This window comes from Jhaorihella thermophila (assembly GCF_900108275.1).
GTDB lineage: Bacteria > Pseudomonadota > Alphaproteobacteria > Rhodobacterales > Rhodobacteraceae > Jhaorihella > Jhaorihella thermophila.
The window spans coordinates 100,616-125,207 of the sequence record NZ_FNVD01000001.1; the positions used below are offsets into that span (position 1 = coordinate 100,616).

22 protein-coding genes are annotated in these 24,592 nt (G+C 67.6%); 11 read left to right on the forward strand and 11 right to left on the reverse strand.

Going from position 1 to position 24,592, the window contains the following annotated elements:
• Nucleotides 1-5: 5 nt before the first annotated feature.
• Nucleotides 6-749 carry an SDR family oxidoreductase gene (locus C4S70_RS00510; RefSeq protein ID WP_104006153.1) on the forward strand — a complete coding sequence of 248 codons (744 nt, stop codon included), beginning with the start codon at nucleotides 6-8 and terminating at the stop codon, nucleotides 747-749.
• A gap of 207 nt (nucleotides 750-956) precedes the next feature.
• Here C4S70_RS00510 and denD read toward each other — a convergent pair whose 3' ends face one another.
• Both denD and C4S70_RS00520 read right to left on the reverse strand, forming a co-directional pair.
• On the reverse strand, nucleotides 957-1,949 hold the full coding sequence (gene denD / locus C4S70_RS00515) for a D-erythronate dehydrogenase (protein ID WP_104006154.1): 993 nt from the start codon (nucleotides 1,947-1,949) through the stop codon (nucleotides 957-959).
• 12 nt (nucleotides 1,950-1,961) lie between these two features.
• A complete protein-coding gene (locus tag C4S70_RS00520) occupies nucleotides 1,962-2,765 on the reverse strand; it encodes an N-acyl homoserine lactonase family protein (protein WP_104006155.1) in 804 nt (267 codons plus the stop codon).
• Nucleotides 2,766-2,896: 131 nt separating this feature from the next.
• On the opposite strand from C4S70_RS00520, the gene C4S70_RS00525 reads away from it, so the two are divergent.
• From C4S70_RS00525 to C4S70_RS00560, 8 genes are read left to right on the forward strand one after another with little or no spacing between them, the layout of a single operon-like run.
• A complete protein-coding gene (locus tag C4S70_RS00525) occupies nucleotides 2,897-3,571 on the forward strand; it encodes a GntR family transcriptional regulator (protein ID WP_200822698.1) in 675 nt (224 codons plus the stop codon).
• Between the two features lie 22 nt (nucleotides 3,572-3,593).
• The gene (locus C4S70_RS00530; RefSeq protein ID WP_104006157.1) at nucleotides 3,594-4,694 is read left to right on the forward strand and encodes an isocitrate/isopropylmalate dehydrogenase family protein; all 1,101 of its coding nucleotides are present in this window, start codon (nucleotides 3,594-3,596) and stop codon (nucleotides 4,692-4,694) included.
• A 1-nt stretch (nucleotide 4,695) separates the two neighbouring features.
• Complete coding sequence (otnK, locus tag C4S70_RS00535) at nucleotides 4,696-5,961, forward strand: 3-oxo-tetronate kinase (RefSeq protein WP_104006158.1); 1,266 nt, start codon at nucleotides 4,696-4,698, stop codon at nucleotides 5,959-5,961.
• Complete coding sequence (gene otnC, locus C4S70_RS00540) at nucleotides 5,958-6,596, forward strand: 3-oxo-tetronate 4-phosphate decarboxylase (RefSeq protein ID WP_104006159.1); 639 nt, start codon at nucleotides 5,958-5,960, stop codon at nucleotides 6,594-6,596. Before otnK ends, otnC begins: the two co-directional genes overlap by 4 nt.
• Nucleotide 6,597: 1 nt before the next feature.
• Nucleotides 6,598-7,623: a Gfo/Idh/MocA family protein gene (locus C4S70_RS00545; protein ID WP_104006160.1), complete on the forward strand. Its 1,026-nt coding sequence runs from the start codon at nucleotides 6,598-6,600 to the stop codon at nucleotides 7,621-7,623.
• A gap of 12 nt (nucleotides 7,624-7,635) precedes the next feature.
• Nucleotides 7,636-7,923 (forward strand): putative quinol monooxygenase, encoded by a 288-nt coding sequence (locus C4S70_RS00550; protein WP_104006161.1) that lies wholly within the window; start codon nucleotides 7,636-7,638, stop codon nucleotides 7,921-7,923.
• A gap of 33 nt (nucleotides 7,924-7,956) precedes the next feature.
• Entirely contained in the window at nucleotides 7,957-10,149 is a 2,193-nt protein-coding gene (locus C4S70_RS00555) for a dehydrogenase E1 component subunit alpha/beta (protein WP_104006162.1), read from the forward strand.
• Nucleotides 10,146-11,180 carry an ACP S-malonyltransferase gene (locus tag C4S70_RS00560; protein ID WP_104006163.1) on the forward strand — a complete coding sequence of 345 codons (1,035 nt, stop codon included), beginning with the start codon at nucleotides 10,146-10,148 and terminating at the stop codon, nucleotides 11,178-11,180. The genes C4S70_RS00555 and C4S70_RS00560 overlap by 4 nt, the downstream gene beginning before the upstream one ends.
• Before the next feature lie 153 nt (nucleotides 11,181-11,333).
• Here the strand turns inward: C4S70_RS00560 and lpdA are convergent, their stop codons facing one another.
• The 5 genes from lpdA to C4S70_RS00585 all read right to left on the reverse strand — a co-directional run bounded on the left by lpdA (nucleotide 11,334) and on the right by C4S70_RS00585 (nucleotide 18,401).
• Complete coding sequence (gene lpdA / locus C4S70_RS00565) at nucleotides 11,334-12,722, reverse strand: dihydrolipoyl dehydrogenase (protein WP_104006164.1); 1,389 nt, start codon at nucleotides 12,720-12,722, stop codon at nucleotides 11,334-11,336.
• 157 nt (nucleotides 12,723-12,879) lie between these two features.
• Nucleotides 12,880-13,266: an MAPEG family protein gene (locus tag C4S70_RS00570; protein ID WP_104006165.1), complete on the reverse strand. Its 387-nt coding sequence runs from the start codon at nucleotides 13,264-13,266 to the stop codon at nucleotides 12,880-12,882.
• 113 nt (nucleotides 13,267-13,379) lie between these two features.
• Complete coding sequence (gene odhB / locus C4S70_RS00575; protein WP_104006166.1) at nucleotides 13,380-14,897, reverse strand: 2-oxoglutarate dehydrogenase complex dihydrolipoyllysine-residue succinyltransferase; 1,518 nt, start codon at nucleotides 14,895-14,897, stop codon at nucleotides 13,380-13,382.
• A 1-nt stretch (nucleotide 14,898) separates the two neighbouring features.
• Nucleotides 14,899-17,862 (reverse strand): 2-oxoglutarate dehydrogenase E1 component, encoded by a 2,964-nt coding sequence (locus tag C4S70_RS00580; protein ID WP_104006167.1) that lies wholly within the window; start codon nucleotides 17,860-17,862, stop codon nucleotides 14,899-14,901.
• Nucleotides 17,859-18,401, reverse strand: coding sequence for a DUF805 domain-containing protein (locus tag C4S70_RS00585; RefSeq protein WP_104006168.1), 543 nt, complete (start codon nucleotides 18,399-18,401; stop codon nucleotides 17,859-17,861). Before C4S70_RS00585 ends, C4S70_RS00580 begins: the two co-directional genes overlap by 4 nt.
• Before the next feature lie 116 nt (nucleotides 18,402-18,517).
• On the opposite strand from C4S70_RS00585, the gene C4S70_RS00590 reads away from it, so the two are divergent.
• The gene (locus C4S70_RS00590; RefSeq protein WP_160114831.1) at nucleotides 18,518-19,696 is read left to right on the forward strand and encodes a glycosyltransferase family 4 protein; all 1,179 of its coding nucleotides are present in this window, start codon (nucleotides 18,518-18,520) and stop codon (nucleotides 19,694-19,696) included.
• A 108-nt stretch (nucleotides 19,697-19,804) separates the two neighbouring features.
• Here C4S70_RS00590 and sucD read toward each other — a convergent pair whose 3' ends face one another.
• From sucD to mdh, 3 genes are all read right to left on the reverse strand, one after another.
• Entirely contained in the window at nucleotides 19,805-20,689 is an 885-nt protein-coding gene (sucD, locus tag C4S70_RS00595; protein ID WP_104006170.1) for a succinate--CoA ligase subunit alpha, read from the reverse strand.
• Between the two features lie 63 nt (nucleotides 20,690-20,752).
• On the reverse strand, nucleotides 20,753-21,946 hold the full coding sequence (gene sucC / locus C4S70_RS00600) for an ADP-forming succinate--CoA ligase subunit beta (RefSeq protein WP_104006640.1): 1,194 nt from the start codon (nucleotides 21,944-21,946) through the stop codon (nucleotides 20,753-20,755).
• A 238-nt stretch (nucleotides 21,947-22,184) separates the two neighbouring features.
• The gene (mdh, locus tag C4S70_RS00605) at nucleotides 22,185-23,147 is read right to left on the reverse strand and encodes a malate dehydrogenase (RefSeq protein WP_104006171.1); all 963 of its coding nucleotides are present in this window, start codon (nucleotides 23,145-23,147) and stop codon (nucleotides 22,185-22,187) included.
• A 157-nt stretch (nucleotides 23,148-23,304) separates the two neighbouring features.
• Here mdh and C4S70_RS00610 point away from each other — a divergent pair, with 157 nt between their 5' ends.
• The gene (locus C4S70_RS00610; RefSeq protein WP_104006172.1) at nucleotides 23,305-24,060 is read left to right on the forward strand and encodes a sulfite exporter TauE/SafE family protein; all 756 of its coding nucleotides are present in this window, start codon (nucleotides 23,305-23,307) and stop codon (nucleotides 24,058-24,060) included.
• Nucleotides 24,061-24,089: 29 nt separating this feature from the next.
• On the opposite strand, the gene C4S70_RS00615 is transcribed toward C4S70_RS00610, so the two are convergent.
• On the reverse strand, nucleotides 24,090-24,407 hold the full coding sequence (locus C4S70_RS00615; protein ID WP_104006173.1) for a hypothetical protein: 318 nt from the start codon (nucleotides 24,405-24,407) through the stop codon (nucleotides 24,090-24,092).
• Nucleotides 24,408-24,592: the final 185 nt, after the last annotated feature.

Consider the following 24,592-nt stretch of genomic DNA (forward strand, 5'->3'; position numbering starts at 1 on the left):
GAGACATGACGAAACTTGCGGGCAAACGGGCCTGGATCACCGGCGGCGGCACTGGCATCGGCGCGGCGGCCGCCAAGGCGCTGGCCGATGCGGGGGCCGAGGTGATCCTGTCTGGCCGGCGCTCCGAGCCGCTCGAGACCGTGGCCGACGAGATTTCGCGGGCGGGCGGCCGGGTGCGCGCCGTGCCGGTGGACGTGTCGGACGCGGCCGCCGTGGCAACGGCGGTGCGCGAGATCGGGATCGTGGACATCCTCGTTGCCAGCGCGGGGCTGAACGTGCCCGACAGGTCGCTCGACCGCGTCACGCCCGAAGGCTGGGACAAGGTCGTGGGCGTCAATCTGAACGGCATCTTCTATCCCGTGCGCGAGGTGCTGCAGGGCATGCGGGTGCGCGGTGGCGGCCAGGTGATCCTGATCTCCAGCTGGGCCGGCCGCTACGCCAGCCGCCTGACCGGTGCGGCCTACAACGCCACCAAGCGCGCGGTCATCGCGCTGGGCGAGACGATCAACGATGAAGAGGGCGGCCACGGCATCCGCGCGACCGTAATCATGCCCGGCGAGGTGGCGACCGACATCCTGAAGTCGCGCCCCAATCCTCCGTCCCCAGCCGAACAGGCCCGCATGCTTCAGGCCGAGGATCTGGGTAACTGCGTCCGCTTCGTCGCCGAACTGCCGCCAAGGGTCTGCATCAACGAGATCCTCGTCTCTCCTAGCTGGAACCGGTTTTATCGTGGGATGAAGGAGGTCTGAAAGCGCCGTCGCGCGCAGATCCATGACGGCAGTGTTGCGGTGCGAAAGCCGTCCCGCTTTGCCCGCGATACCTGTTTGTTTCCTCGGGGATCCTGCTTCTTTCTGGTCCGAAATACCCCGGGGGAGCGCGAGGGGGCGGCGCCCCCTCGCACCGGTCGGATCGCGCAAGCGATCCGAAATCTCATCGCCCGGTTTGGCCGCCAGGCGTCAAGCGTTCACCGGGATCTCTCCGCCCAGCTCGTCCTCGATATGCGCGCGAATGATCTCGTCGAAACTGCGCTCGGCCCGGAAACCCAGATCGAGCGCCCGGCGCGGGTGGAAATCGCGCGGCCAGCCGGCGACGATCTCGATGATCGCGGGGTCCGGCTCGCGGGTGATCAGCGCCACCGCCTTTTCTCCGGCCACCCGGCGCAAAGCCTCGATCTCTTCTGTGACCGTGGCCGAAAGTCCCGGCATGTTGATCGCCCGGCGCGGGCCGAGGCGCGTCAGGTCCATCTCCACCGCGTGATGGATGAACCCTACCGCCGCGCGGGGCGAGGCGAACCAGTGCCGGACGTCCTCGGCCACCGGCAGGTTGGCGGGCCGACCCGCCAGAGGCTCGCGCAGGATGTTGGAAAAGAACCCCGACGCCGCAAGGTTCGGCTTGCCGGGGCGGATGCAGATCGTGGGCAGCCGGATCGCGATCCCGTCGAGAAAACCCCGCCGGGTGTAGTCGCAGACCAACATCTCACCCATCACCTTCTGCGCGCCATAGCTGGTCAGCGGCGCGCAGATGAACTCGTCCCCGATCCGGTCGGGAAACGGCGCCCCGAACACCGCGATGGTGGAGGAAAAGACCACCTTGGGGCAGTATGGCTCGGCCAGCCCTTCGGCCCGGATCGCCTCCAGCAGGAAACGCGTGCCGTCGAAATTGACCGCATAGCCTTTCTCGAAGAACTCCTCGGCGCCGCCCGAGGGGATCGCGGCGAGGTGCACGATCACGTCCGGCCGCCGTCCGATCAGTCGCGCGGCGGTGTCGGGGGCCGAGATGTCGGCGGCCTCGCGCAGCCCCTCCGGCGCGCCTTCGGGCGGCGTGGGCGCGACCACGTCCGTCAGGTCCAACGCGGTCACCTCGCGCCCGCCCAGATGCCCCTGTCGGACGATGGATTCGGTGAGTTTGCGACCGATCATGCCGGCCGCCCCCGTGATCAGGACGCGCATTGTCTTCCCCCTTCAACGTGGAATGTCCACGACCGGACCTTGATCCAGCCGCCAGGCAAAGTCCACCTGGTCGGCCTGCGGAAAATACTGCCGCACCAGCGGGTCATGGCCGGGGATCACGCGGTGGTGCCCGCCGCCCAGCCCGATCAGCGTCGAAAACCCCTCCAGCATGTCCGGCAGGTCCGCCACGATGGGAAAAGGTTTGCCGCGCAGGAAATTCTCGTAGTAATGCGTCGCGTCCGAGGCGAGGCACAGCGGCCCGTGCGCGGTGTCCACCTCGACCACCTGCAGCCCCCGCGAATGTCCGCCGATCCGGTGCACCCGCACCCCCGGCGTCACCTGACCCGACCCGTCGTGAAACACCACGCGGCCCGAATAGACGCAGCGCACCATCTCGCAGACGTGATCGGCGGTAAAGGGCATCTGCAGGGTGGGGTGGCACATGCAGGGGCCGGTGGCATAGGCCATTTCCGCCGCCTGCAGGTGGAAGGTCGCGTTGGGATAGCGGTCCAGCCCCCCGGCGTGGTCATAGTGCAGATGGGTGATGATCACGGTGTCGATCGCCTCGGCGGTCACGCCCAGCGGCTCGATCGCGCGGGCCGGATCGCGCAGGATCGGCCGCTCACGCCGCGCACCCTCGACCGCGTCATAGCCGGTGTCCACCAGAATATGCCGTGCCCCGTCCGACAGCAGCCACACGAAATAGTCCATCCCGTGCGGCTCGGCGGGGTGGTCGTCGAAGATGAAACTGTCGCCGCGCACCCGCGTGTTGCGTTCGGCATATTTCACGGCGTGAACGGTCCAATGATGGGTCATGCGGCTTCTCCCCGATGGGCGCGCATTTTTGTGGTTGCAAAGGCACGAATGCGCGATTAATGGATGCATTAATGTATTCATTATCGACAGGGCAGCACCTTGGCAATGCCCGGCGAATGGTGGAGAGGGCCTTGGCCGCTACGGAAACAAGGGAAACCCGCGTGGGCGATGCGTACCGGCGGCTCAAGGCCGAAATCCGGGCCAACCGGCTGCCCCCCGGTTTCCAGGCGACCGAACCGGAAATCGCCGCCCGGATGGGCATGAGCCGCACTCCGGTGCGCGAGGCGCTGATCCAGCTGCAGGCCGAGGGACTGGTGGAGCTGATCCCCCGCCGGGGCGCGCGGGTGCTGCCGGTTTCGGTGGACGACATGCGCGAGATCTACGAGATCCTGACCGCGCTGGAGCCGGACGCCGCGGCGGGCGTGGCCGAACGCGGCGCCACGCGGGCGGAATTGGCGCCGCTGGTCAGGGCGACCGACGACATGGAGGCCGCGCTGGCCGCCGACGACCTGGAGGCCTGGGCCGAGGCGGACGACCGGTTTCACACCGCGCTGCTGGACCTGCACGGCAACCGGCGGATGCGGGACTTTGCCGCGCAGCTCTACGATCAGGCGCACCGGGCGCGGATGGTGACGTTGCGGCTGCGCGAACGGCCGGTGCGCTCGACCCGCGAACATCGCGAAATGCTGGAACGGCTGCGCGCGGGCGATGCCAAGGGCGCGCGGCGAGTGTTCCGCGCCCATCGCAAGCGGGCGGCGCGCGAGTTGCTGGAGATCCTGCGGAGCATGGGCCAGCCGCAGCTGTGACGCTGGCCGGAAAGGGGAGGAAATGGCGGAAACCGCAAGGATCGCGCTGATCCGGGGAGACGGGATCGGGGTGGACGTGGCCGGTGCGGCGGTGGCCGTGGCCGAGGCGGCAGTGGCGGCCGAAGGCGGCTGCGTCTTGCGCTGGGAAGAGATCCACGCCGGCGCCGGGTATTTCCGCGACACCGGACACGACATCGAACCGCGCGGCGAAGAGCGCGCCGGCGCGGCGGATGCGATCTTTCTGGGCGCGATCGGCCTGCCGGCGGTAAGGCACGCGGACGGCACCGAGATCTCGCCGCATCTGCGCCTGCGTGACCGGTTCGGGCTCTATGCCGGGGTGCGCCCGGTGCGGGCCTGGCCCAACGCGCCGCAACGGCTTGCCGATCCGCGCGCGGCCGGTATCGACCTGGTGATCCTGCGCGAATCCACCGAAGGACTGTTCTATTCCGCCGCCGTGCATGGGCGCAGCCGGATCATCGGCGACGAAGAGGTGCGCGAAACCCTGCGCATCACCCGCGCGACCACCGAAAAGCTGCATGATTTCGGCTTTCGCCTCGCCCGCAAGCGGCGCGACCGCGGCCGACCGGGGCGGTTGACCTGCGTGGACAAGGCCAACGTGTTCCCGTCCATGGCCTTCTTCCGAAAGATCTTCGACGAGATCGCCGCGCGCTATCCGGATGTGGAGGCCGGATACAACTATGTGGACGCGATGGCGCTGGATCTCGTGCGGCGCCCTTGGGACTTTGACGTGATGGTGACCGAAAACATGTTCGGCGACATCCTCAGCGATCTGGCCGGCGGGCTGGTGGGCGGCATGGGGCTTGCCGCCTGCGCCGAGATCGGGGACGAAACCGGCCTGTTTCAGCCCGCCCATGGCAGCGCGCCGGACATCATGGGGCAGGACAGGGCCAACCCGCTGGCGGCGATCCTCAGCGGCGCGATGATGCTGGACTATCTGGCCGACAAGTCCGGCAACGACCGTTTTGCCCGCGCCGCCGCGCGGGTCGAGCGCGCGGTCGAGGACGGCTTTGCCGCGAATGCGATCCGCCCGATGGAGTTTGGTGGCGACATGGGCACCCGGGCGGTGACGGCCGAGGTAATCGCACGGCTCGAGGGGGGCTGAGATGGCGGTTCTTCTGGGGGCCATCGCGGACGATTTCACCGGCGCGACGGATCTCGCCAACACGCTGGTCAATCAGGGCATGCGCGCGGTGCAGGTGATCGGCGTGCCCGATGCCGGAACGGATGTGGGCGATGCGCAGGCGGTGGTGGTGGCGCTCAAGTCCCGCACCGCACCGGTGGCGCAGGCGGTGGAGCAGTCGCTTGCGGCGCTGCGCTGGCTGCGCGGGCAGGGGGCGCGGCAGATCGTTCAGAAATACTGTTCGACCTTCGATTCCCGCGCAACCGGTAATATCGGCCCTGTCGCGGATGCCCTTGCAGAGGCGCTGGGGGCGGATTTCGCCATCGTCTGCCCGGCCTTCCCGGCGAATGGGCGCACGGTCTATCAGGGTCATCTGTTCGTGGGGGCCGACCTGCTGTCCGACAGCCCGATGAAGGACCATCCGCTGACGCCGATGCGCGATGCCAGCCTGATCCGGCTGCTGCAGGCGCAGACGCCGCACAAGGTGGGGCTGATCCCGTGGCAGGTGGTGCGGCAGGGGGCGGGGGCGATCCGTGCCCGCGTCGATGCGCTACGGGCCGAGGGCGTGCGATATGGCGTCGCGGACGCGCTGGACGAGGACGATCTGCGCCGCATCGGTCGGGCGGCGGCGGATCACGCGCTGGTCACCGGCGGGTCGGGGGTAGCGATGGGGCTGCCCGACAATTTCCGCAGCAAGGGCCTGTTGGGCGCGACCGGATCTCCGGCGATGCCGCGCGTGGCGGGCCGTGCCGTGGTGCTGGCGGGCAGCTGCTCGGCCGCAACCCGCGCGCAGATCGCCGCGGCGCCTGCCGGCTGGCCTCGCCGTCGGATCGACGTGAACCTCATCGCCGAGGATCGCGACGTCGCGGGCGACCTCGCCGATTGGGCCGCGGCGCAACCGACGGACCGCCCGGTGCTGATCCATGCCTCGGCCGCCCCGGACGAGGTGGCGGAGACGCAGGCGAAATACGGCGTCGATCGTGCCGGCGCGATGGTGGAGGGCGTGATGGGCGCATTGGCGGTTCGGCTGCGCGATGCGGGGTTTGCCCGGATGGTCGTCGCGGGCGGGGAAACCTCGGGCGCTGTGGTGTCGGCGCTGGGCGTCCGCGCCATGCGCATCGGTCCCGAGATCGCCCCCGGCGTGCCCTGGACCGAAAGCTTGGGGCGCCCGCCGCTGGCGCTGGCGCTGAAATCGGGGAATTTCGGGGGCAGGGATTTTCTTGCCAAGGCCTTCGAGGTGCTGGGATGAGCGAAGCAAAGCTGAGAGAAGACATCGTGCGCCTGGCCTGGTCGATCTATGACCGCGGACTGACCTTCGGCGCGTCGGGAAACATCTCGGTGCGGCTGGACGACGGCTGGCTGATGACGCCGACGGGCACGACGATGGGGGATCTCGACCCCGCACGCCTGTCGCGGCTGGACGCGGACGGGGTCCATGTCGAAGGCGACCCGCTCACAAAGGAGGCGGTCCTGCATCTGGCCATGTATGACCGGCGCCCCCGCGCGGGCGCCGTGGTGCACCTGCATTCGACCCATTCGGTCGCGGTCAGCTGCCTGCACGACATCGACCCGTCGGACGTGCTGCCGCCTCTGACCGCCTGTTACGTCATGCGGGTGGGGTGGTTGCCGCTGGTGCCCTATTTCCCGCCCGGCGATGTCAACCTTGCCCGCGCCGTGGCCGAGATGGACGGCGACCACCATGCCGTTCTGCTGGCCAATCACGGCCCCGTGGTGGCGGGCAGGACTCTGCGCGATGCGGTGAATGCGACCGAGGAACTGGAGGAAACCGACCGGCTGTTCCTTGCGCTTCAGGGCATGAGGACGCGGCCGCTGTCGTCCGATCAGGCGGCCGAGATCCGCCGCCGCTTTCCCACGGAGGTCTGAGGTGAAACCGCTGAAGGTCGCCGTAATCGGGCTGGGCTATTTCAGCCGTTTTCATCTGCAGGCATGGGCAGGGTTGGACGGGGTGGAGATCATCGGCGTGACCGATCTGGACCCGTCGCGCATCCGCTGGGCGCGCGACACCTTTGGCGTGGCCGGGTTCGCGGATGCGGCGGACCTGCTGGCGCGGGCGCCCGACATCGTGGACATCGTGGCCCCGCCGCCCGCCCATGCGGAACTGGTTCGGATGGCCGTGAAACGGGGGCGCATCGTTATCTGCCAGAAACCCTTTTGCCGCGATCTGGCCGAGGCCGAGGCCGTCACTGCCGCCGCCGAGACCGCCGGCGCCGATCTGGTGATCCACGAAAACTTCCGCTTTCAGCCCTGGTATCGCACCTTGAAGGCGTTTCTGGACGCGGGCAGTCTGGGGCGTGTCTGGCAATGCCGGTTCGCGCTGCGCCCCGGCGACGGGCGGGGGCCGCGCGCCTATCTCGACCGCCAGCCCGCCTTTCGGACCATGCCGCGGCTCTTGATCCACGAAACCGGGGTGCATTTCATCGACCTGTTCCGCTGGCTCTTCGGCGAGATCGAGACCGTCTATGCCGACCTGACCCGCCTGAACCCGGTAATCGCGGGCGAGGATGCGGGCGTGATGCTGCTGACCCATGCCGGCGGAGTGCGGTCGGAATTCGACGGCAACCGGCTGGCCGACCACCCCACCGACAACCCGCGCCGGACCATGGGCGAGATGGTGGTCGAAGGCGAAGGCGGCGCCGTTCGGCTCGACGGGGCGGGGCGGCTGTGGCTCCGGCGGTTCGGGGAACGGCTCGAGAGCGAATTGCCGCTGATCGCGCCGGTGGACGATTCCAGTTTCGGCGGCGGCTGCGTCGCGGCGCTGATCGCCCATGTCGCGGCGGCGGTGCGCGGGCAGGGGGCGCTGGAAAACCGCGCCCGCGACTATCTGCCGGTGATCCGGGCAACGCATGCCGCCTATCGGTCGGCCGAAACCGGCGCGCGGGTGGAACTGTAGGGGGGGTAAACCATGTATGCCGTCTGCGTCACCTTCCGCATCGCGCCGGGCCGGATGCACGAATTCCTGCCGTTGATGCGCGAGCAGGCCCGTGCCTCGCTGGAGCGGGAATCCGGTTGCCATCAGTTCGACATCTGCGCCGATCCCGCCGACGGCGAGGCGGTGTTCCTGTATGAAATCTACGAAAACGAGGCGGCATTCCGCTTGCATCTGGACAGCGCTCATTTCAAGACTTTCGACGCGGCCGTGGCGGGCATGGTGACGGAAAAGGAGGTCCGCACCTGGTACCGGCTCGACTGACGGGCGCGAACACATAGAAGCCGGGGGCAGGGGATGGACCGCGCCGACATCGTTCACGACAATTTCCTGCGCCGGGTGGCGGCGCGCGACCTGCCGCGTGGCAAGCCGCCCGCGCCGGGGCTGACGCCGACAGAGGCGGTGTCGCTATACCGCGCGCAGTGCCTCAGTCGCGCACTCGACCGCACCAGCCGGGCGATGCAGAAGGCGGGGACCGGGTTCTACACGATCGGCTCCAGCGGCCACGAAGGCATGGCCGCCGTTGCGCACGCGCTGCGGCCCGACGACATCGCCTTTCTGCATTACCGCGACGCGGCGTTCCAGATCGCGCGCGCCGGACAGGTGCCGGGGCAGACGATCGCGTGGGACATGCTGCTGTCCTTTGCCTGTTCGTCCGAAGACCCCACCAGTGGCGGACGGCACAAGGTGCTGGGGTCAAAGGCGCTGATGATCCCGCCCCAGACCTCGACCATCGCCAGCCACCTGCCCAAGGCGGTGGGCGCGGCGTATTCCATCGGCGCGGCACGGCGGCACCCGCCGGAACACCGCGCGCTGGCACAGGACGCGATCGCCGTCTGCACCTTCGGCGATGCCTCGCTGAACCATTCCACCGCGCAGGGGGCGATCAACACCGCTGGCTGGACCGCCTATCAGTCGATCCCGCTGCCCCTGCTGTTCGTGTGCGAGGACAACGGCATCGGCATCTCGGTGCCCACGCCGAAGGGCTGGGTTGCGGCGTCGATGCAACACCGGCCTGGGATCAAGTATTTCTCGGCCGACGGGCTCGACCTTTATGAAACTTATGCGGTTGCATGTGAGGCCGCCGACTGGGTCCGCCGCCGGCGCAAGCCTGCCTTTCTGCACCTGCGCATGGTGCGGCTCTATGGTCACGCGGGCGCGGACGTCCCCACCACCTACATGAGCCGCGCGCAGGTCGAGGCCGACGAGGCCAACGATCCGCTGTTGCATTCGGTGCGGCTGCTGGATCAGGCCGGGGCGCTGCCGCCCGACGAGGCGCTGGCGATCTATCGCGAGACCTGCGCCCGCACCGACCGCATCGCCGCCGAGGCGGTGACGCGCCCGCATCTGAAGACGACCGAGGAAGTGGTGGCAAGCCTGATCCCGCCCAAGCGCCCTTGCCGCCCCACCAACGGCCCCGAGCCAGAGGCCCGCGCCGCCTGTTTCGGCGCCGACCTCAAGGCGCAGGGGGAGCCTCAACCAATGTCGCGGCTCATCAACTGGGCGCTGACCGACCTGATGCTGGAGCATGGTGAAATCGTCTGCATGGGCGAGGATGTGGGCCGCAAGGGCGGGGTCTATGGCGTCACGCAGAAGCTGCAGGCGCGCTTCGGCCCCGACCGGGTGATCGACACGCTGCTGGACGAACAATCCATCCTCGGCCTGGCCATCGGCTTGGCCCATAACGGGTTCATCCCCGTCCCCGAAATCCAGTTCCTGGCCTACCTGCACAATGCCGAGGACCAGATCCGGGGAGAGGCCGCGACGCTGCCATTTTTCTCGAACGGCCAGTTCGCCAACCCGATGGTCGTGCGCATCGCGGGGCTGGGCTATCAGCGTGGCTTTGGCGGGCATTTCCACAACGACAACTCGCTGGCGGTGCTGCGCGATATTCCGGGGATCATCATCGCCTGCCCCTCGACCGGGGCGGATGCGGCGCGGATGCTGCGCGAATGCGTGCGGCTGGCGCGCGAGGAGAACCGGGTCGTGGTTTTCCTGGAACCCATCGCGCTCTACCCCATGCGCGACCTGCACGGGGCGGGCGACAACGGCTGGATGACCACCTATCCCGCGCCCGGCGAGAGGATCGCGCTGGGCGAGATCGGAGTGCATGGGGCGGGCCGCGATCTGGCCATCGTGACTTACGGCAACGGGCATTACTTGTCGCGGCAGGCGCAGAAGGTGCTGGCCGACGGGCACGGCGTGGACGCCCGCGTGATCGATCTGCGCTGGCTGGCGCCGTTGCCCGAGGATGCGCTGCTGGAGGCCACCAAGGACTGCGGCGCGGTGCTGATCGTGGACGAATGCCGCCGCACCGGCAGCCAGTCCGAGGCGCTGATGACGCTGTTTGCCGAACGATCGGACCTGCCGGCGGCGCGGGTCGCGGCCGAGGACTGCTTCATCGCAACCGGCCCGGCCTATGCCGCGCCGCTGCCCTCGCGCGATCGCATCGTGGCGGCGGCGCTGGCGCTTGCGGAGGGCGGGAAATGACCCGGACGGCGGTGCTGATCTGCCCCGGCCGGGGCACCTACAACAAGGCCGAGCTGGGCTATCTCGCCCGCCACCATGCCGACAAGGCGGCGCTGCTGGCCGAGTTTGACGCGATCCGGGTGCAGGCCGGGCAGGAACCCGTGACCGCGCTCGACGCCGCGCCGCGCTTCGACGGGCGCAAATACACGCGCGGCGACGTGGCCTCGGCTCTGATCTATGCCTGCACGCTGGCGGACGCGCTGTCGCTGGCGGACGACATCGAGGTGGTCGCCGTCACCGGCAACTCGATGGGCTGGTATTCCGCGCTGGCCGTGGGCGGGGCGCTGAGCGCGTCCGACGGCTTCCGCCTGTCGAACACCATGGGCACGCTGATGCAGGCGCACATGATCGGCGGGCAACTGGTTTATCCCTTCGTGGACGAGGACTGGCGCGCCGATCCCGACCGCAAGGCCGAACTGCTGGCGCAGGTCTCGGAGATCGACGCGCGTGAGGGCCACGCTTTGGCGTTGTCGATCGACCTTGGGGGCATGCTGGTGCTGGCCGGCAACGAAGCGGGGCTGGCGGCGTTCGAATCCGCCGTCCCCGTGGCGCAGGGCCGTTTCCCCATGCGCCTGCCCAATCACGCCGCCTTTCACACCGCGCTACAAGACCCGGTCGCGCAGGAGGGCCGCGCCCGCCTGCGCGAATTCCTCTTCGGCCAGCCAGCAAAGCCCCTGATCGACGGGCGCGGGGCGATCTGGTGGCCGCATGCCACCGACACGCGCGCGCTGTGGGACTACACGCTGGGCCATCAGGTGGTGGAATCTTACGATTTCACCCGCGCCGTGCAGGTGGCTGCGCGGGAATTCGCCCCGGATCTGTTCATAGTCACCGGCCCCGGCGACACGCTGGGCGGCGCGGTGGCGCAGGCGCTCGTGCTGGATGGCTGGAAGGGAATGCGAAGCAAGGCCGACTTCCTTCGCGTTCAGGACGAGACGCCCTTGCTCGTTGCGATGGGCCGCAAGGACCAGCGGGCGCAGATCAGCGGCTGAGCGAGACAGAACTCCGCCACATGCCCCGCCCACGCCCGCGGCATCGGTCCCGCGTTTCTTCATCTTGCCTGAAATACTCCGGGGGAGCGCGAGGGGGCAGCGCCCCCTCGCCCCGGTCGGATTGGCGCAGCCAATCCGAAACGCCTCTGGCGATCAGCTGTGGATAGGGCCGTCACCGCAGGCCAGCGCGGCCTCGCGCACGGCCTCGGAATAGGTCGGATGGGCGTGGCAGGTCAAAGCCACGTCCTCCGCCGCCGCCCCGAATTCCATCGCCACGCACAGCTCGTGGATCATCTCTCCCGCCGCCGGGCCGATGATTTGGGCGCCCAGGATCCGGTCGGTTTCCTTGTCGGCGAGGATTTTCACGAAACCCTCAGCCGCGAAATTCGCCCGCGCCCGGCCGTTGCCCATGAACATGAACTTGCCCACCTTGTAGGCGCGGCCCTGTTCCTTGAGGCTCTGCTCGGTTTCGCCCACGGCGGCAACCTCGGGGGTGGTGTAAATCACGCCTGGGATGATGCCATAGTTGACGTGGCCGTGCCGGCCGGCGATCTGTTCGGCCACCGCCATGCCTTCGTCCTCGGCCTTGTGGGCCAGCATCGGGCCTTCGATGACATCGCCGATGGCGTAGATGCCGGGCACGCTGGTCTGCCAGCCCTTGCCCACCTTGACCTGACCACGCGGGGTCTTCTCGACCCCAATCGCCTCGAGCTCCAGCCCCTCGGTAAAGGGCCTGCGCCCGGTCGCCACCAGCACGCAGTCAGCCTCGATCTCGTGTTCGCTGTCATCCTTGCGCAGGGTGTAGGTGACCTTGGCCCGGGTTCTGGTCACGTCCGCCTTCTGCACGGCGGCGCCAAGGACGAATTTCAACCCCTGTTTCTTGAGGATGCGCTGCAGGGTCTTCTGCACTTCTCCGTCCATGCCGGGCGTGATGTGGTCGAGGAATTCGATCACCGTGACCTCGGTGCCCAGCCGGTTGTAGACGCTGCCCAGTTCCAGCCCGATCACGCCCGCGCCGATCACCACCATCTTCTTGGGGATCTTTCCCAGCTCCAGCGCGCCGGTCGAGGTGACGATGATCTTTTCGTCCACCTCGACGCCGGGCAGCGTGGCCGATTCCGAGCCGGTGGCGATCACGATGTTCCGGGCCTCGTGGATGTCGTCGCCGACCTTGACCTTGCCCGGTTCGGGGATCGAGCCCCAGCCCCGGATCCAGTCGATCTTGTTCTTCTTGAACAGGAATTCCACGCCCTTGGTGTTCTGGGCGATAACGTCGTCCTTGTAGGCCAGCATCTGTTTCCAGTCGACGCTGGGCGCCTTGCCCTTGAGCCCCATGGCGGCGAAGTTGTGCTGGGCCTCGTGCAGGGAATGCGAGGCATGCAACAGCGCCTTGGAGGGGATGCAGCCGACGTTCAGGCAGGTGCCGCCAAGGGAGTCGCGGCCTTCGACCACGGCGGTCTTGAGGCCCAGCTGGGCGCAGCGGATGGCGCAGACATAGCCGCCGGGGCCGCCGCCGATGATGATCACGTCATAGCTTGCCATTGGGAACTCCTGTGGGTGGCAGAGATTGGTGTATCGAGGGACGCGGGGCCGTGGCGGCGGCGCCGCGCGATGTCCGGCCGGGGCGGGGGGCGCTGCCCCCGTCGCGCTGCGCGCGACTCCCCCGGGGTATTTCGGACCAGAAAGAAGCGGGTTCGTTTCAGAATGCCGCGAAGAGCAGGTAGATGGTTGCCAGGAAGCCGATCAGCCAGACGAGAGTACGGACCCACGCGATGCCGAGCCAGTAGAGTGGCAGGTAGACCACCTGCGCGGTCAGAAAGATTTGAGCGGCCTGAAGCGTCGTGGCCGTGAAGGCGTCGCGCGCGGCGAGGATCAGGATCGCCGGGGCGAAGAGCGCCATGGCCACGACCGAATTGTCCAGCGACCGCTTGCAGCGGCCGGCAAGGCCGGTGAGCGGGGGCAGGTCGTCGCGGGGGCCGGCCAGCGGCGCCAGTCCCGCCTGAGGAACCGCCGCCAGCACCTGAACGAAGACGGTCAATGCGACCAGAAGCCCGTAGAGGGCCAGAATCGAAAGTTCGCTGGACATGGGTGTCCTCCATTGCGCGTGTTCCGTTCCGGCAGGGTATCATGAAGCGGCCCGTATCGCGGCATGTTTCCGGCCCGGCCCGCGCGGGGGCGATCCGGGCCGAAAGTCTGGGGTCAGAGATCCATCAGCAGGCGGCGGGGATCCTCGAGCGCCTCCTTGACGCGGACGAGGAAGGTTACGGCGCCCTTACCGTCCACGATCCGGTGATCGTAGCTGAGCGCGAGATACATCATCGGGCGGATCACGATCTCGCCGCCGACCACCACCGGGCGGTCCTGGATCTTGTGCATGCCCAGGATCCCCGATTGCGGCGGGTTCAGGATCGGCGAGGACATCAGCGAGCCGTAAACCCCGCCGTTGGAGATGGTGAAGGTGCCGCCCTGCATTTCGGCCATGGTCAGTTTGCCATCGCGGGCGCGGCGGCCCTTTTCGGCGATCTCCTTTTCGAGCTCGGCAAAGGACTTGGTGTCAGCGTCGCGGATCACCGGCACCACAAGACCCTGGGGCGTGCCCGTGGCGATGCCCATGTGCACGAAGTTCTTGTAAACGATGTCGGTGCCGTCGATCTCGGCGTTGACCTCGGGGATTTCCTTCAGCGCATGGCAGCAGGCCTTGGTAAAGAAGGACATGAAGCCCAAGCGCACGCCGTGCTTCTTCTCGAACAGGTCCTTGTATTCGCGGCGGATTTCCATGACGGCGGACATGTCCACCTCGTTGTAGGTGGTCAGGATCGCGGCGGTGTTCTGCGCGTCTTTGAGCCTGCGGGCGATGGTCTGGCGCAGGCGCGTCATGCGGACGCGCTCCTCGCGCGCGGCATCCTCGGCCGGGACCGGGGCGCGCGGCGTGGGCGCGGCGGCGGGCTGCGGAGCCGGCGCGGCCGCGGGGGCCGACGCGGCGGCGACGGCGCGGGCCACGTCTTCCTTCATGATGCGCCCGTCGCGGCCGGTGCCCGTGACCTGATCAGGCGACAGGCCGGCTTCGGCCATGGCCTTTTGCGCTGAAGGTGCATGCGCGATGTCCTTGCCCGTGGCGGCCGGAGCGGTTTGCCCAGCTTCGGCGGCGGGAGCCGGGGCCGGAGCCGCGGCGGCGCCTGCGCCCGAGATCACGGCGAGCTTGCCGCCCGCCTGCACGGTCGTGCCTTCGGGGGCCAGCACTTCGGCCAGCACGCCCGAGGCGGGGGCGGGCACCTCGACCGACACCTTGTCGGTTTCCAGCTCGCACAGCATCTCGTCCTGCTGGACGGAGTCGCCGGGCTTCTTGAACCAGGTGCTGACGGTGGCCTCGGTCACGGATTCGCCCAAGGTGGGCACCATCACGTCCACGGTGCCGGCGGTTTCGAGCGCGGCGGGCGCCGCCTCGGCGGCCCGGGGCGCGGCCGGGGTTTCGGCGCCGGCGCCTTCGTTGATCGTGGCCAGCAGCGCATCTACGCCGACCGTGGTGCCTTCGGGCGCTACGATCTCGCCCAAGGTGCCGGCGGCGGGGGCAGGGACTTCGACCGTCACCTTGTCGGTCTCCAGCTCGCACAGCATCTCATCCGCCGCGACCACGTCGCCGGGCTTCTTGAACCAGGTGGCCACCGTGGCCTCGGTCACGGATTCGCCCAGGGTGGGCACTCGAACTTCGATGGTCATCTCACTTGTTTCCTTCGATGGTCAGCGCCTCGTCCACGAGCGCCTCCTGTTGCTGTTTGTGCTGCGAGGCCAGGCCCGTGGCGGGCGAGGCCGAGGTCGGACGGCCGACATAGCGCGGCCGGGTGTATTTGGCGCCGATGCGGTTCAGCACCCATTCGATGTTTGGTTCGATGAAGCTCCAGGCGCCCTGGTTCTTGGGTTCTTCCTGGCACCAGATCATCTCGGCCCCCTTGAACCGCTCCAGTTCCTTGACAAGGCTGAGCGCCGGGAAGGGGTAGAACTGTTCGACCCGCAGCAGATAGATGTCGTCGATGCCGCGGCGGTCGCGTTCCTCGAGCAGATCGTAATAGACCTTGCCCGAACACATCACCACGCGGCGGATCTTGTCATCGGGCGCAAGCTGCGTCTCTGAGTTGCCCTTTTGCGCGTCGTCCCACAGCACCCGGTGGAAGCTGGAGCCGGTGGTGAAATCCGCCGCCGTGCTGACCGCGAGCCGATGCCGCAGCAGCGATTTCGGCGTCATCAGGATCAGCGGTTTGCGGAAGCTGCGGTGCAGCTGGCGGCGCAGGATGTGGAAATAGTTGGCCGGCGTGGTGCAGTTGGCCACGATCCAGTTGTCCTGGCCGCACATCTGCAGGAACCGCTCCAGCCGGGCCGAGCTGTGTTCGGGCCCCTGGCCTTCGAACCCGTGCGGCAGAAGGCACACAAGGCCGGACATGCGCAGCCACTTGCTCTCGCCCGAGCTGATGAACTGGTCGAACATGATCTGCGCGCCGTTGGCGAAGTCGCCGAACTGTGCCTCCCACAGCACCAGCGCGTTCGGTTCGGACAGCGAATAGCCGTATTCGAAGCCCAGCACCGCGTATTCCGACAGCGCCGAGTCGATCACCTCGTATTGCGCCTGTCCGGGGCGGATGTTGTTGAGCGGGTAATAGCGTTCCTCTGTCTCCTGGTCGATCAGGGCCGAATGCCGCTGGCTGAACGTGCCGCGCGTGGAATCCTCGCCCGAGAGCCGAACCGGGTAGCCTTCGAGCAGCAGCGAGCCGAAGGCCAGCGCCTCGCCCGTGGCCCAGTCAAAGCCCTGACCGGTCTCGAACATCTTGCGTTTGGTCTCCAGCAGCCGGCCCACGGTGCGGTGCAGGTGGAACCCTTCGGGCGCGCGGGTCAGAGCCTTGCCGATTTCCTCCAAGGTTTCCGGCTGAATCGCGGTCTCGCCGCGGACATATTCGCCGTGGTGCCGGTCGAGATGCGCCCAGCGGCCGTCCAGCCAGTCGGCCTTGTTGGGCTTGTAGTCGTTTCCGGCCTCGAACTCTTCGTTCAGATGCGCCTGAAAGGCGGTCTTCATGTCCTCGATCTCGCCTTCGGGGATCAGCCCGTCCTTGACCAGACGCTCGGTATAAAGCTGCAGCGTGGTCTTGTGGGTCTTGATCTTCTTGTACATGATCGGGTTGGTGAACATCGGTTCATCACCCTCGTTGTGACCGAACCGGCGATAGCAGAACATGTCGATCACCACGTCCTTCTTGAACTTCTGCCGGAACTCGGTCGCCACCTTGGCGGCGTGAACCACCGCCTCGGGGTCGTCGCCGTTGACGTGGAAAATCGGCGCCTCGACCACCAGCGCGTTGTCGGTGGGATAGGGCGAGGAGCGCGAGAAATGCGGCGCGGTCGTGAACCCGATCTGGTTGTTCACCACGATGTGGATGGTGCCGCCGGTGCGATAGCCCTTGAGACCGGAAAGCGCAAAACATTCCGCCACCACGCCCTGGCCGGCAAAGGCGGCGTCGCCGTGCAGCAGCAGCGGCAGGACGGCGGTGCGTTCGGTGTCGCCGTGCTGGTCCTGCTTGGCGCGGGCCTTGCCGATCACCACCGGGTTCACCGCCTCCAGATGGCTGGGGTTGGCGGTCAGGCTCAGGTGCACGCGGTTGCCGTCGAATTCGCGGTCGGAACTGGCGCCCAGGTGATATTTCACGTCGCCCGAACCCTCGACATCGTCGGGCTTGAAGCTGCCGCCCCGGAATTCGTTGAATATGGCGCGGTAGGGCTTGCCCATCACGTTGGCCAGAACGCTCAGCCGGCCGCGGTGGGGCATGCCGATCACGATTTCCTTGACCCCCAGCGCGCCGCCGCGCTTGATGATCTGCTCCATCGCCGGGATCAGCGCCTCGCCCCCGTCAAGGCCAAAGCGCTTGGTGCCCATGTATTTGACATGCAGGAACTTTTCGAAGCCCTCGGCCTCGACCAGCTTGTTGAGGATCGCGCGCCGGCCCTCGCGGGTGAACTGGATCTCCTTGCCCAGGCCTTCGATCCGTTCCTTCAGCCAGGCGGATTGTTCGGGGTCGGAGATGTGCATGTATTGCAGCGCGAAGGTGCCGCAATAGGTGCGTTTGACGATCTCCATGATCTGCCGCAGCGAGGCGATCTGCAGCCCCAGCACGTTGTCGATGAAGATCGGCCGGTCCATGTCGGCCTCGGTAAAGCCGTAGGTCTTGGGGTCCAGCTCGGGATGCGGGGTCTTGTCGCGCATGCCCAGCGGGTCGATGTCGGCGATCAGGTGGCCCCGGATCCGGTAGGCCCGGATCAGCATCAGCGCCCGGATCGAATCCAGCACAGCGCGCTGCACCTGCGCGTCGGAGATCTCCACCCCTTTCTCGGCGGCCTTGGCGGCGATTTTCTTGCCGGCGGCCTTGGCCTCCTGCGGGGCGGGCCATTCGCCGGTCAGCGCGCCGATCACCTCGTCCGCGGGCTGCGGCGGCCAGTCGCGCCGCGCCCAGCTGGGGCCTTCGGCCTCTTTCTTCACGTCGGTTTCCGCATCGCCAAGCTGGCGGAAGAACTCGGCCCAGGCGGCATCCACCGCGTTGGGATCCCGCGCATATTGCGCATAGAGCTGTTCGAGATATTCCGCATTCTGCCCCTGCATGAAGGACGAGGCGTGGAACGCGGCGTTGGGGGACTGTTCGGTCATTGGGCTACCTCATGAGGGTTGGGACCGTATCTGTTGGGGCCGGGCTGGCTGGGGCGGGTCAGCCACCACAGCACCAGCAGCGGAGAGACGAAAAGCACCGCCAAAGTCGGGATGACGAGCAGCAAGGTGGCGCGGGTGAACAGGATGTCCAGCGACCCGCCGGGCTGAAAGACGGAGGCCAGACCGATGCCGAAGATCAGCACCGCGAAGGCCGCCGCCGTCAAGAGCGTCGGCAGCAGCACGAACCACCCGCTGCGACCCGTGTCGTGCATCCGCCGCCATGCCGCCGAAAGAAGCGGAAGAAACAGGATCAGGCCCACGACGGTCTGGGCCGGCTGGCTCGAGACGGCGACGACCGTTGTGTCGCCATCGGTTTCGATCGTTGCCACCCGTGTGAAGAACGCCCAGTCGATCAGCGCCGCCACCGCGTTGCAGATCAGGGCGAACAGGACGAAATACCAGTATTCGGCGCGCGAGGCCCGCCCCGAGAAGGTGAGGAACCTGGTCAGGCAGGTGCGGACCGCTTGCGAAAAGGTCATCACGCGCGCCCTCCGATGCGGAGATGCCGCCCCACGCGGCGAGCGCGCACTGGCCACCCCGCCGCCGCCCGCCTATTGTCGAGGAGAGGCACGCGACAGGGACGGACGGGCAGGCAATGGTTGACAGCGTGATCTTTCTGGCGGCGGAGTTTCCGGCGCATTGGCACACCTACCTTCTGGACGAAGGCGACATACTGCGCCAACGCGGGATGACGGTGCACTACACCACCACGCGCGCGCCCGCCGCGGACATGCGGTCCGAGATTCTGGCGCGGCGCGCGGGCCGCATCGACCACCTGTTTCCCGTCAGCCTTGCCGATGCGGCGTGGTTCCTGTGGCATCCCGGCGCGCTGGTCCGCGCGCTGGGCTACGTCGCGGGCACCCGCGCCGGGGGGCTGCGCGGGCGGCTGAGGCGCGCGGCGCTGCTGCCCTCGGTGGCGCGCGCGATCCGGCTGGCCCGCCGCAGAGGCGCCCCGCACCTGCATGTGCATTCCTTCGGCGATGCCGCCCATGTGGCCGCGATGGCGCATCGCGCGGCGGGGCTCAGCTATACGCTGGTGCTGCACGGCACGCTGTCGGTCTGGGGCGGCGACATCGAACAGAAGGCCCGCGGCGCGGCGCGCATCTTTGCCGTCACCCGCCCGCTGGCGCGCGACCTCTCCGCCCTCTGCCCGGCCGAACGGATCGATTTCGTCACTATGGGGATCGATCTCGATCGGTTCACCGTGCGCGACGACCGCGACAGGCAGGCGCCCTTCACGCTCCTGTCGGTGGGGCGGCTGCATCTGTCCAAGGGGCACCGCTTCATGGCGCGCGCCTTGGCCCGGCTGGCCGAGAAGGGGCACCGCCCGCGCTGGCTGATCGTCGGCACGGGCCCGCACCGGGCCGAGATCGAGGCCGAGATCGCGCGGCTGGGCCTGGCCGATCAGGTCAGCCTGCTGGGTGCGCGCACCAGCGACGAGATCGCCGAGCTTCTGCACCGGGTCGATGCCTTTTCGCTGACCAGCACCGGCCCCGGCGAGGCCGCGCCGGTGTCGGTGATGGAGGCAATGGCCTCGGGCGTGCCGGTGATCTGTTCGCGCATCGGCGGCACGGCGGACATGATCGACAGCGGCGTTGACGGGTTCCTCACCGAACAGGAGGACGTGGACGGCATCGCCGCCGCGCTTGAGCGGCTCATCACCGATCCGGCCCAACGCGACCGCATGGCCCGCGCCGCCCGCGCCCGGGCGGAACGCGACTTTGACGGGCGCGTGCTGTCGGGCCGGATCCACGACGCCCTGCGCTCGATCTGAGCTGGCAACGGGACCGGGCAGCGGGCCGCGCGCCACCAACGGCCGGATGGCCGTCGGGGCAGGGCGATCTGCGCGGTCCCATTCCATGGCGTGACGCTCCGGGCGGCCTCAGCGGCCGATGGCTTCCAGCACCGCCTCGCCCAGCTTCGCGGGGCTTTCCGCCACCACGATGCCGGCCGAACGCATGGCCTCGATCTTGTCCTCGGCGCCGCCCTTGCCGCCGGCGACGATGGCGCCGGCATGGCCCATGCGGCGGCCCGGAGGCGCGGTGCGGCCGGCGATGAAGCCCGCGACCGGCTTTTTGCGGCCGCGCTTCGCCTCGTCCTTGAGGAATTGCGCGGCCTCTTCTTCGGCCGAACCGCCGATCTCGCCGATCATGATGATCGATTCGGTTTCGTCATCGGCCAAGAACCATTCCAGCACGTCGATATGCTCGGTCCCCTTGATCGGGTCGCCGCCGATGCCCACGCAGGTGGACTGGCCCAGCCCCACGTCGGTGGTCTGCTTGACCGCCTCATAGGTCAGGGTGCCCGAGCGCGACACCACGCCGACCGAGCCGCGTTTGTGGATGTGGCCGGGCATGATGCCGATCTTGCAGGCGTCCGGCGTGATTACGCCGGGGCAGTTGGGGCCGATCAGGATCGAATCGCTGTCCATCAGCGCCCGCTTGACCTTCATCATGTCCAGCACCGGGATGCCCTCGGTGATGCAGACGATCAGCTCCATCTCGGCGTCGATCGCCTCGAGGATCGAATCCGCGGCAAAGGGCGGGGGGACGTAGATCACGGTGGCGTTGGCTTCCGTCGCGGCCTTGGCCTCGTGCACCGAGTTGAAGACCGGCAGGCCGAGATGGGTCATGCCCCCTTTGCCCGGCGTGACGCCGCCGACCATCTTGGTGCCGTAGGCGATGGCCTGTTCGCTGTGAAAAGTGCCTTGGCTTCCAGTGAAACCCTGGCAGATGACCTTGGTGTTTTCGTCGACGAGGACGGCCATTTGGCGTTCTCCTTGGAATTCCTTGCGTTCGAAAGGGGCGGGCCGCGCCCGCCCGCGAATGAATCAGCCCTTGACGGCCTTGACGATCTTCTGCGCGGCGTCGTCCAGATCGTCCGCGGCGATCACGTTCAGGCCGGAAGTGTTGATGATCTCCTTGCCCTTCTCGACATTGGTGCCCTCGAGCCGCACAACCAGCGGCACGTTCAGGCCGACTTCCTTGACCGCGGCCACCACGCCCTCGGCGATCACGTCGCAGCGCATGATGCCGCCGAAGATGTTGACGAGGATCCCCTTCACGTTCGGATCCGAGGTGATGATCTTGAACGCCTCGGTCACCTTTTCCTTGGTGGCGCCGCCACCCACGTCGAGGAAGTTGGCCGGCTCCGCGCCGTAGAGCTTGATGATGTCCATCGTCGCCATGGCGAGCCCTGCGCCGTTCACCATGCAGCCGATCTCGCCATCCAGTGCGATGTAGTTGAGGTCGTATTTGCTGGCTTCCAGCTCCTTGGGGTCTTCCTCGGTCACGTCGCGCAGCTCGGCGATGTCGGGATGGCGATAGAGCGCGTTGCCGTCGAACGACACCTTGGAATCCAGCACCTTGAGGTTGCCTTCGTCGGTGACGATCAGCGGGTTGATCTCCAGCAGCTCCATGTCCTTTTCGGTGAAGGCGCGGTAGAGCTGGCCCATCAGCTGCACGCACTGCTTGACCTGCGGCCCCTCAAGCCCCAGCGAAAACGCGATGCGGCGGCCGTGGAAGGGCTGGTAGCCCGTGGCCGGATCGACGCTGAAGGACAGGATCTTCTCGGGCGTCTTGGCGGCGACCTCTTCGATGTCCATGCCGCCTTCGGTCGAGCAGACGAAGGACACGCGCGAGGTCTGGCGGTCCACCAGCAGGGCGAGGTAGAGTTCGCGCTCGATGCCCGAGCCGGCCTCGATATAGACGCGGTTGACCTGTTTGCCCTCGGGGCCGGTCTGATGCGTGATCAGCGTGCGGCCCAGCATCCTTTTGGCCTCTTCGGCCGCCTCTTCCACGGATCTGGCCAGCCGGACGCCGCCCTTTTCGCCGGCATCGGGTTCCTTGAAGCGGCCCTTGCCCCGGCCGCCGGCATGGATCTGCGCCTTGACCACCCAAAGCGGGCCGTCCAGTTCGCCCGCCGCGGTCTTGGCTTCTTCCGCCTTCAGAACGACGCGCCCATCCGACACCGGCGCGCCGTAGCTGCGCAGGAGGGCCTTGGCCTGATATTCGTGGATGTTCATGAAATCTGTCCCGTCTTGCTGCGATCGTGTGCCGTATACGCTTGTATGCGCGCGCGGGTTAATCGTTTTTTGCAACGAGAACAGGTTTTCCGCAGTATTTTCCGCATTTGTGATCACGCGTATGAAAAGCGTGATCACAACGTCGATAAGAGGCGCAATCCGGTGATTCGCCGGAAAGGCCGAAATGGAAAGGCCGCGCATCGCGTGGATGCGCGGCCCGCGTTTCGCGACGCCCGGATCAGACCAGGTTCGCGTCGATGCCCTTGCAGGCCTCCACGAGGCCCTTCACCGCCTCGACCGACTTGTCGAACATCTCCTGCTCTTCCTTGGTCAGCTTGATGTTCACGACACGCTCGATGCCGCCCGCGCCGATCACGGTGGGCACGCCGACATACATGCCCTTTACGCCCAGCTCGCCGTCGCACCAGGCGGCACAGGGCAGGACGCGCTTCTGGTCCTTCAGATAGGCCTCGGCCATCTCGATGGCGCTGGTGGCGGGCGCGTAATAGGCGCTGCCGGTCTTCAGCAGCCCGACGATCTCGGCCCCACCGTCGCGGGTGCGCTGCACGATGGCGTCCAGCTTGTCCTGCGTGGTCCAGCCCATCTCCACCAGGTCGGGCAACGGGATGCCGGCAACGGTCGAATAGCGCACGCTGGGCACCATCGTGTCGCCGTGGCCGCCCAGAACGAAGGCGGTGACGTCCTTCATCGAGACACCGAATTCGAGGCTCAGGAAGTGCCGGAAGCGGGCCGAATCCAGCACGCCGGCCATGCCGCAGACCTTGTTGTGGGGCAGGCCCGAATATTCCCGCAGCGCCCAGACCATCGCGTCCAGCGGGTTGGTGATGCAGATGACAAAGGCGTCGGGGGCGTGGTCGCGGATGCCTTCGCCCACCGCCTTCATCACCTTGAGGTTGATGCCCAGCAGGTCGTCGCGGCTCATGCCCGGCTTGCGCGGGACGCCGGCGGTGACGATGCAGACATCCGCGCCGGCGATGTCCTCGTAGGACTGGGTGCCCTTGAGCGCGGCGTCAAAACCCTCGACGGGGCCGGATTCGGCGATGTCGAGCGCCTTGCCCTCGGGGATGCCCTCGGCGATGTCAAACAGGACCACGTCACCGAGTTCCTTGATGGCGGCGAGATGCGCAAGCGTGCCGCCGATCTGACCTGCGCCGATCAGCGCGATCTTGGGTCTGGCCATGGATTTTTCTCCGGTCAGGTTGAAATTGGCGGTTTGCTAGTGCGTTACGGGGCGCAGTGCAAGGGTGCCGCGCTGCGGCGCAGCGGCGCGGGCGGGCTGTCCCGGCACGGCCGCTTGCGCTAAAGCGGTGAAAACGGAACGGTTTAGGCGGCGCGGGATGCTGGAACTCTCACCGATGTTTTTCCTGGTGGCGGCGCCCGCGGTGACTTTTGCGGGGATATCCAAGGGCGGGTTCGGGTCGGGGGCGGCGTTCGCTGCGGCCACGATTCTGGCGCTGGTGATCGAACCGGGTCAGGCGCTGGGGGTGATGCTGCCGCTGTTGATGCTGGTCGATGCCGCCACGCTGCGCCCCTACTGGCGCCGCTGGAGCTGGCCGGAATCCCGCGCGATGATCCTGGGCGGGCTGCCCGGCGTGGCGCTGGGGGTCGCGTTCTACCGCGCGGTCGATGCGGATACGATGCGGTTGCTGATCGGTGGCATCGCGGTTGCCTTCGTGCTGTGGCAGATCGGCCAGCGCAGCGGTCTGATCCGGCCGTTCGAGCGCCGCCTGCCGGTCTGGGCCGGGCTGATCGCGGGGGCGGCGGCGGGGTTCACCAGCTTTGTCAGCCATGCAGGCGGGCCGCCGGCGGCGGTGTATCTTCTGTCGCGGCAGCTGGACAAGACGCGTTATCAGGCCTCGACGGTGCTGATCTTCTGGGCGATCAACATCTTCAAGTTCGTGCCCTACGCCTTTCTCGGCATGTTCACGCTGCAGACGGCGCTGGCGGACCTTTTGCTCGCGCCCTTCGCGATCCTGGGGGCGTGGCTGGGGGTGCGGGCGCATTGGCTGGTGCCGGAACGGCTGTTTTTCGGCCTGACCTATGCGCTGCTTCTGGTCACGGGGGGCAAGCTGATCCTCGACGGGCTGGCATGAAAAACCCCGCCGCGGGGGCGGGGTCGGGCTCAGGCATCAAGGCCCGGTATCGGCGCGGGCCGGGCGATCGTGTCGAACGCCTCGCCCGAGGCCACAAGGCAGGTCCGCCCGTCCGCCCGCGTCGCCGTGATGGTCCAGGTTCCCGTGAGCTCGGAGGCGAACAGTTCCACCACCACCCCCTGCGCGGTCAGCCCGATGCTGTGCGGCACCTCGCCATAGGCCGCCGCCAGCCGTTCGACCACCTGCGCGCGCGGGGCGCAGTCGCGCATCCCCTCGGCGCGCAACTGGGTCGCGGCCAGCACCATCAGCCCCAGCCCCATCGTCATCTTCACGAAAGTTTCCGCCATCGGCTCCCCCTTTGCCCGTGAACAGGCAAAACCCTGAGAAGCAATCGCGCAAAAATGGTTAACAAACCGTTCGCAGGCCCGTTGCGCGGGGGGCTTCCTTGCCGATATCGCTGCGTCGCGGCAAATTTCCCTTGAACTTTCCGTTCAGAAATGCCCCTTTCCGCGCAAGAAAATGTCTCATGGGA

Excerpts from the sequence above, each read along its gene's own strand:
- C4S70_RS00520 (WP_104006155.1), bottom strand. The coding sequence starts at position 2,765 with ATGACCCATCATTGGACCGTTCACGCCGTGAAATATGCCGAACGCAAC.
- C4S70_RS00530 (WP_104006157.1), top strand. The coding sequence starts at position 3,594 with ATGGCGGAAACCGCAAGGATCGCGCTGATCCGGGGAGACGGGATCGGG.
- mdh (WP_104006171.1), bottom strand. The coding sequence starts at position 23,147 with ATGGCCAGACCCAAGATCGCGCTGATCGGCGCAGGTCAGATCGGCGGC.
- sucC (WP_104006640.1), bottom strand. The coding sequence starts at position 21,946 with ATGAACATCCACGAATATCAGGCCAAGGCCCTCCTGCGCAGCTACGGC.
- otnC (WP_104006159.1), top strand. The coding sequence starts at position 5,958 with ATGAGCGAAGCAAAGCTGAGAGAAGACATCGTGCGCCTGGCCTGGTCG.
- sucD (WP_104006170.1), bottom strand. The coding sequence starts at position 20,689 with ATGGCCGTCCTCGTCGACGAAAACACCAAGGTCATCTGCCAGGGTTTC.
- otnK (WP_104006158.1), top strand. The coding sequence starts at position 4,696 with ATGGCGGTTCTTCTGGGGGCCATCGCGGACGATTTCACCGGCGCGACG.
- lpdA (WP_104006164.1), bottom strand. The coding sequence starts at position 12,722 with ATGGCAAGCTATGACGTGATCATCATCGGCGGCGGCCCCGGCGGCTAT.
- odhB (WP_104006166.1), bottom strand. The coding sequence starts at position 14,897 with ATGACCATCGAAGTTCGAGTGCCCACCCTGGGCGAATCCGTGACCGAG.
- C4S70_RS00550 (WP_104006161.1), top strand. The coding sequence starts at position 7,636 with ATGTATGCCGTCTGCGTCACCTTCCGCATCGCGCCGGGCCGGATGCAC.
- C4S70_RS00585 (WP_104006168.1), bottom strand. The coding sequence starts at position 18,401 with ATGACCTTTTCGCAAGCGGTCCGCACCTGCCTGACCAGGTTCCTCACC.
- denD (WP_104006154.1), bottom strand. The coding sequence starts at position 1,949 with ATGCGCGTCCTGATCACGGGGGCGGCCGGCATGATCGGTCGCAAACTC.
- C4S70_RS00510 (WP_104006153.1), top strand. The coding sequence starts at position 6 with ATGACGAAACTTGCGGGCAAACGGGCCTGGATCACCGGCGGCGGCACT.
- C4S70_RS00590 (WP_160114831.1), top strand. The coding sequence starts at position 18,518 with ATGGTTGACAGCGTGATCTTTCTGGCGGCGGAGTTTCCGGCGCATTGG.
- C4S70_RS00610 (WP_104006172.1), top strand. The coding sequence starts at position 23,305 with ATGCTGGAACTCTCACCGATGTTTTTCCTGGTGGCGGCGCCCGCGGTG.
- C4S70_RS00580 (WP_104006167.1), bottom strand. The coding sequence starts at position 17,862 with ATGACCGAACAGTCCCCCAACGCCGCGTTCCACGCCTCGTCCTTCATG.
- C4S70_RS00555 (WP_104006162.1), top strand. The coding sequence starts at position 7,957 with ATGGACCGCGCCGACATCGTTCACGACAATTTCCTGCGCCGGGTGGCG.
- C4S70_RS00570 (WP_104006165.1), bottom strand. The coding sequence starts at position 13,266 with ATGTCCAGCGAACTTTCGATTCTGGCCCTCTACGGGCTTCTGGTCGCA.
- C4S70_RS00560 (WP_104006163.1), top strand. The coding sequence starts at position 10,146 with ATGACCCGGACGGCGGTGCTGATCTGCCCCGGCCGGGGCACCTACAAC.
- C4S70_RS00615 (WP_104006173.1), bottom strand. The coding sequence starts at position 24,407 with ATGGCGGAAACTTTCGTGAAGATGACGATGGGGCTGGGGCTGATGGTG.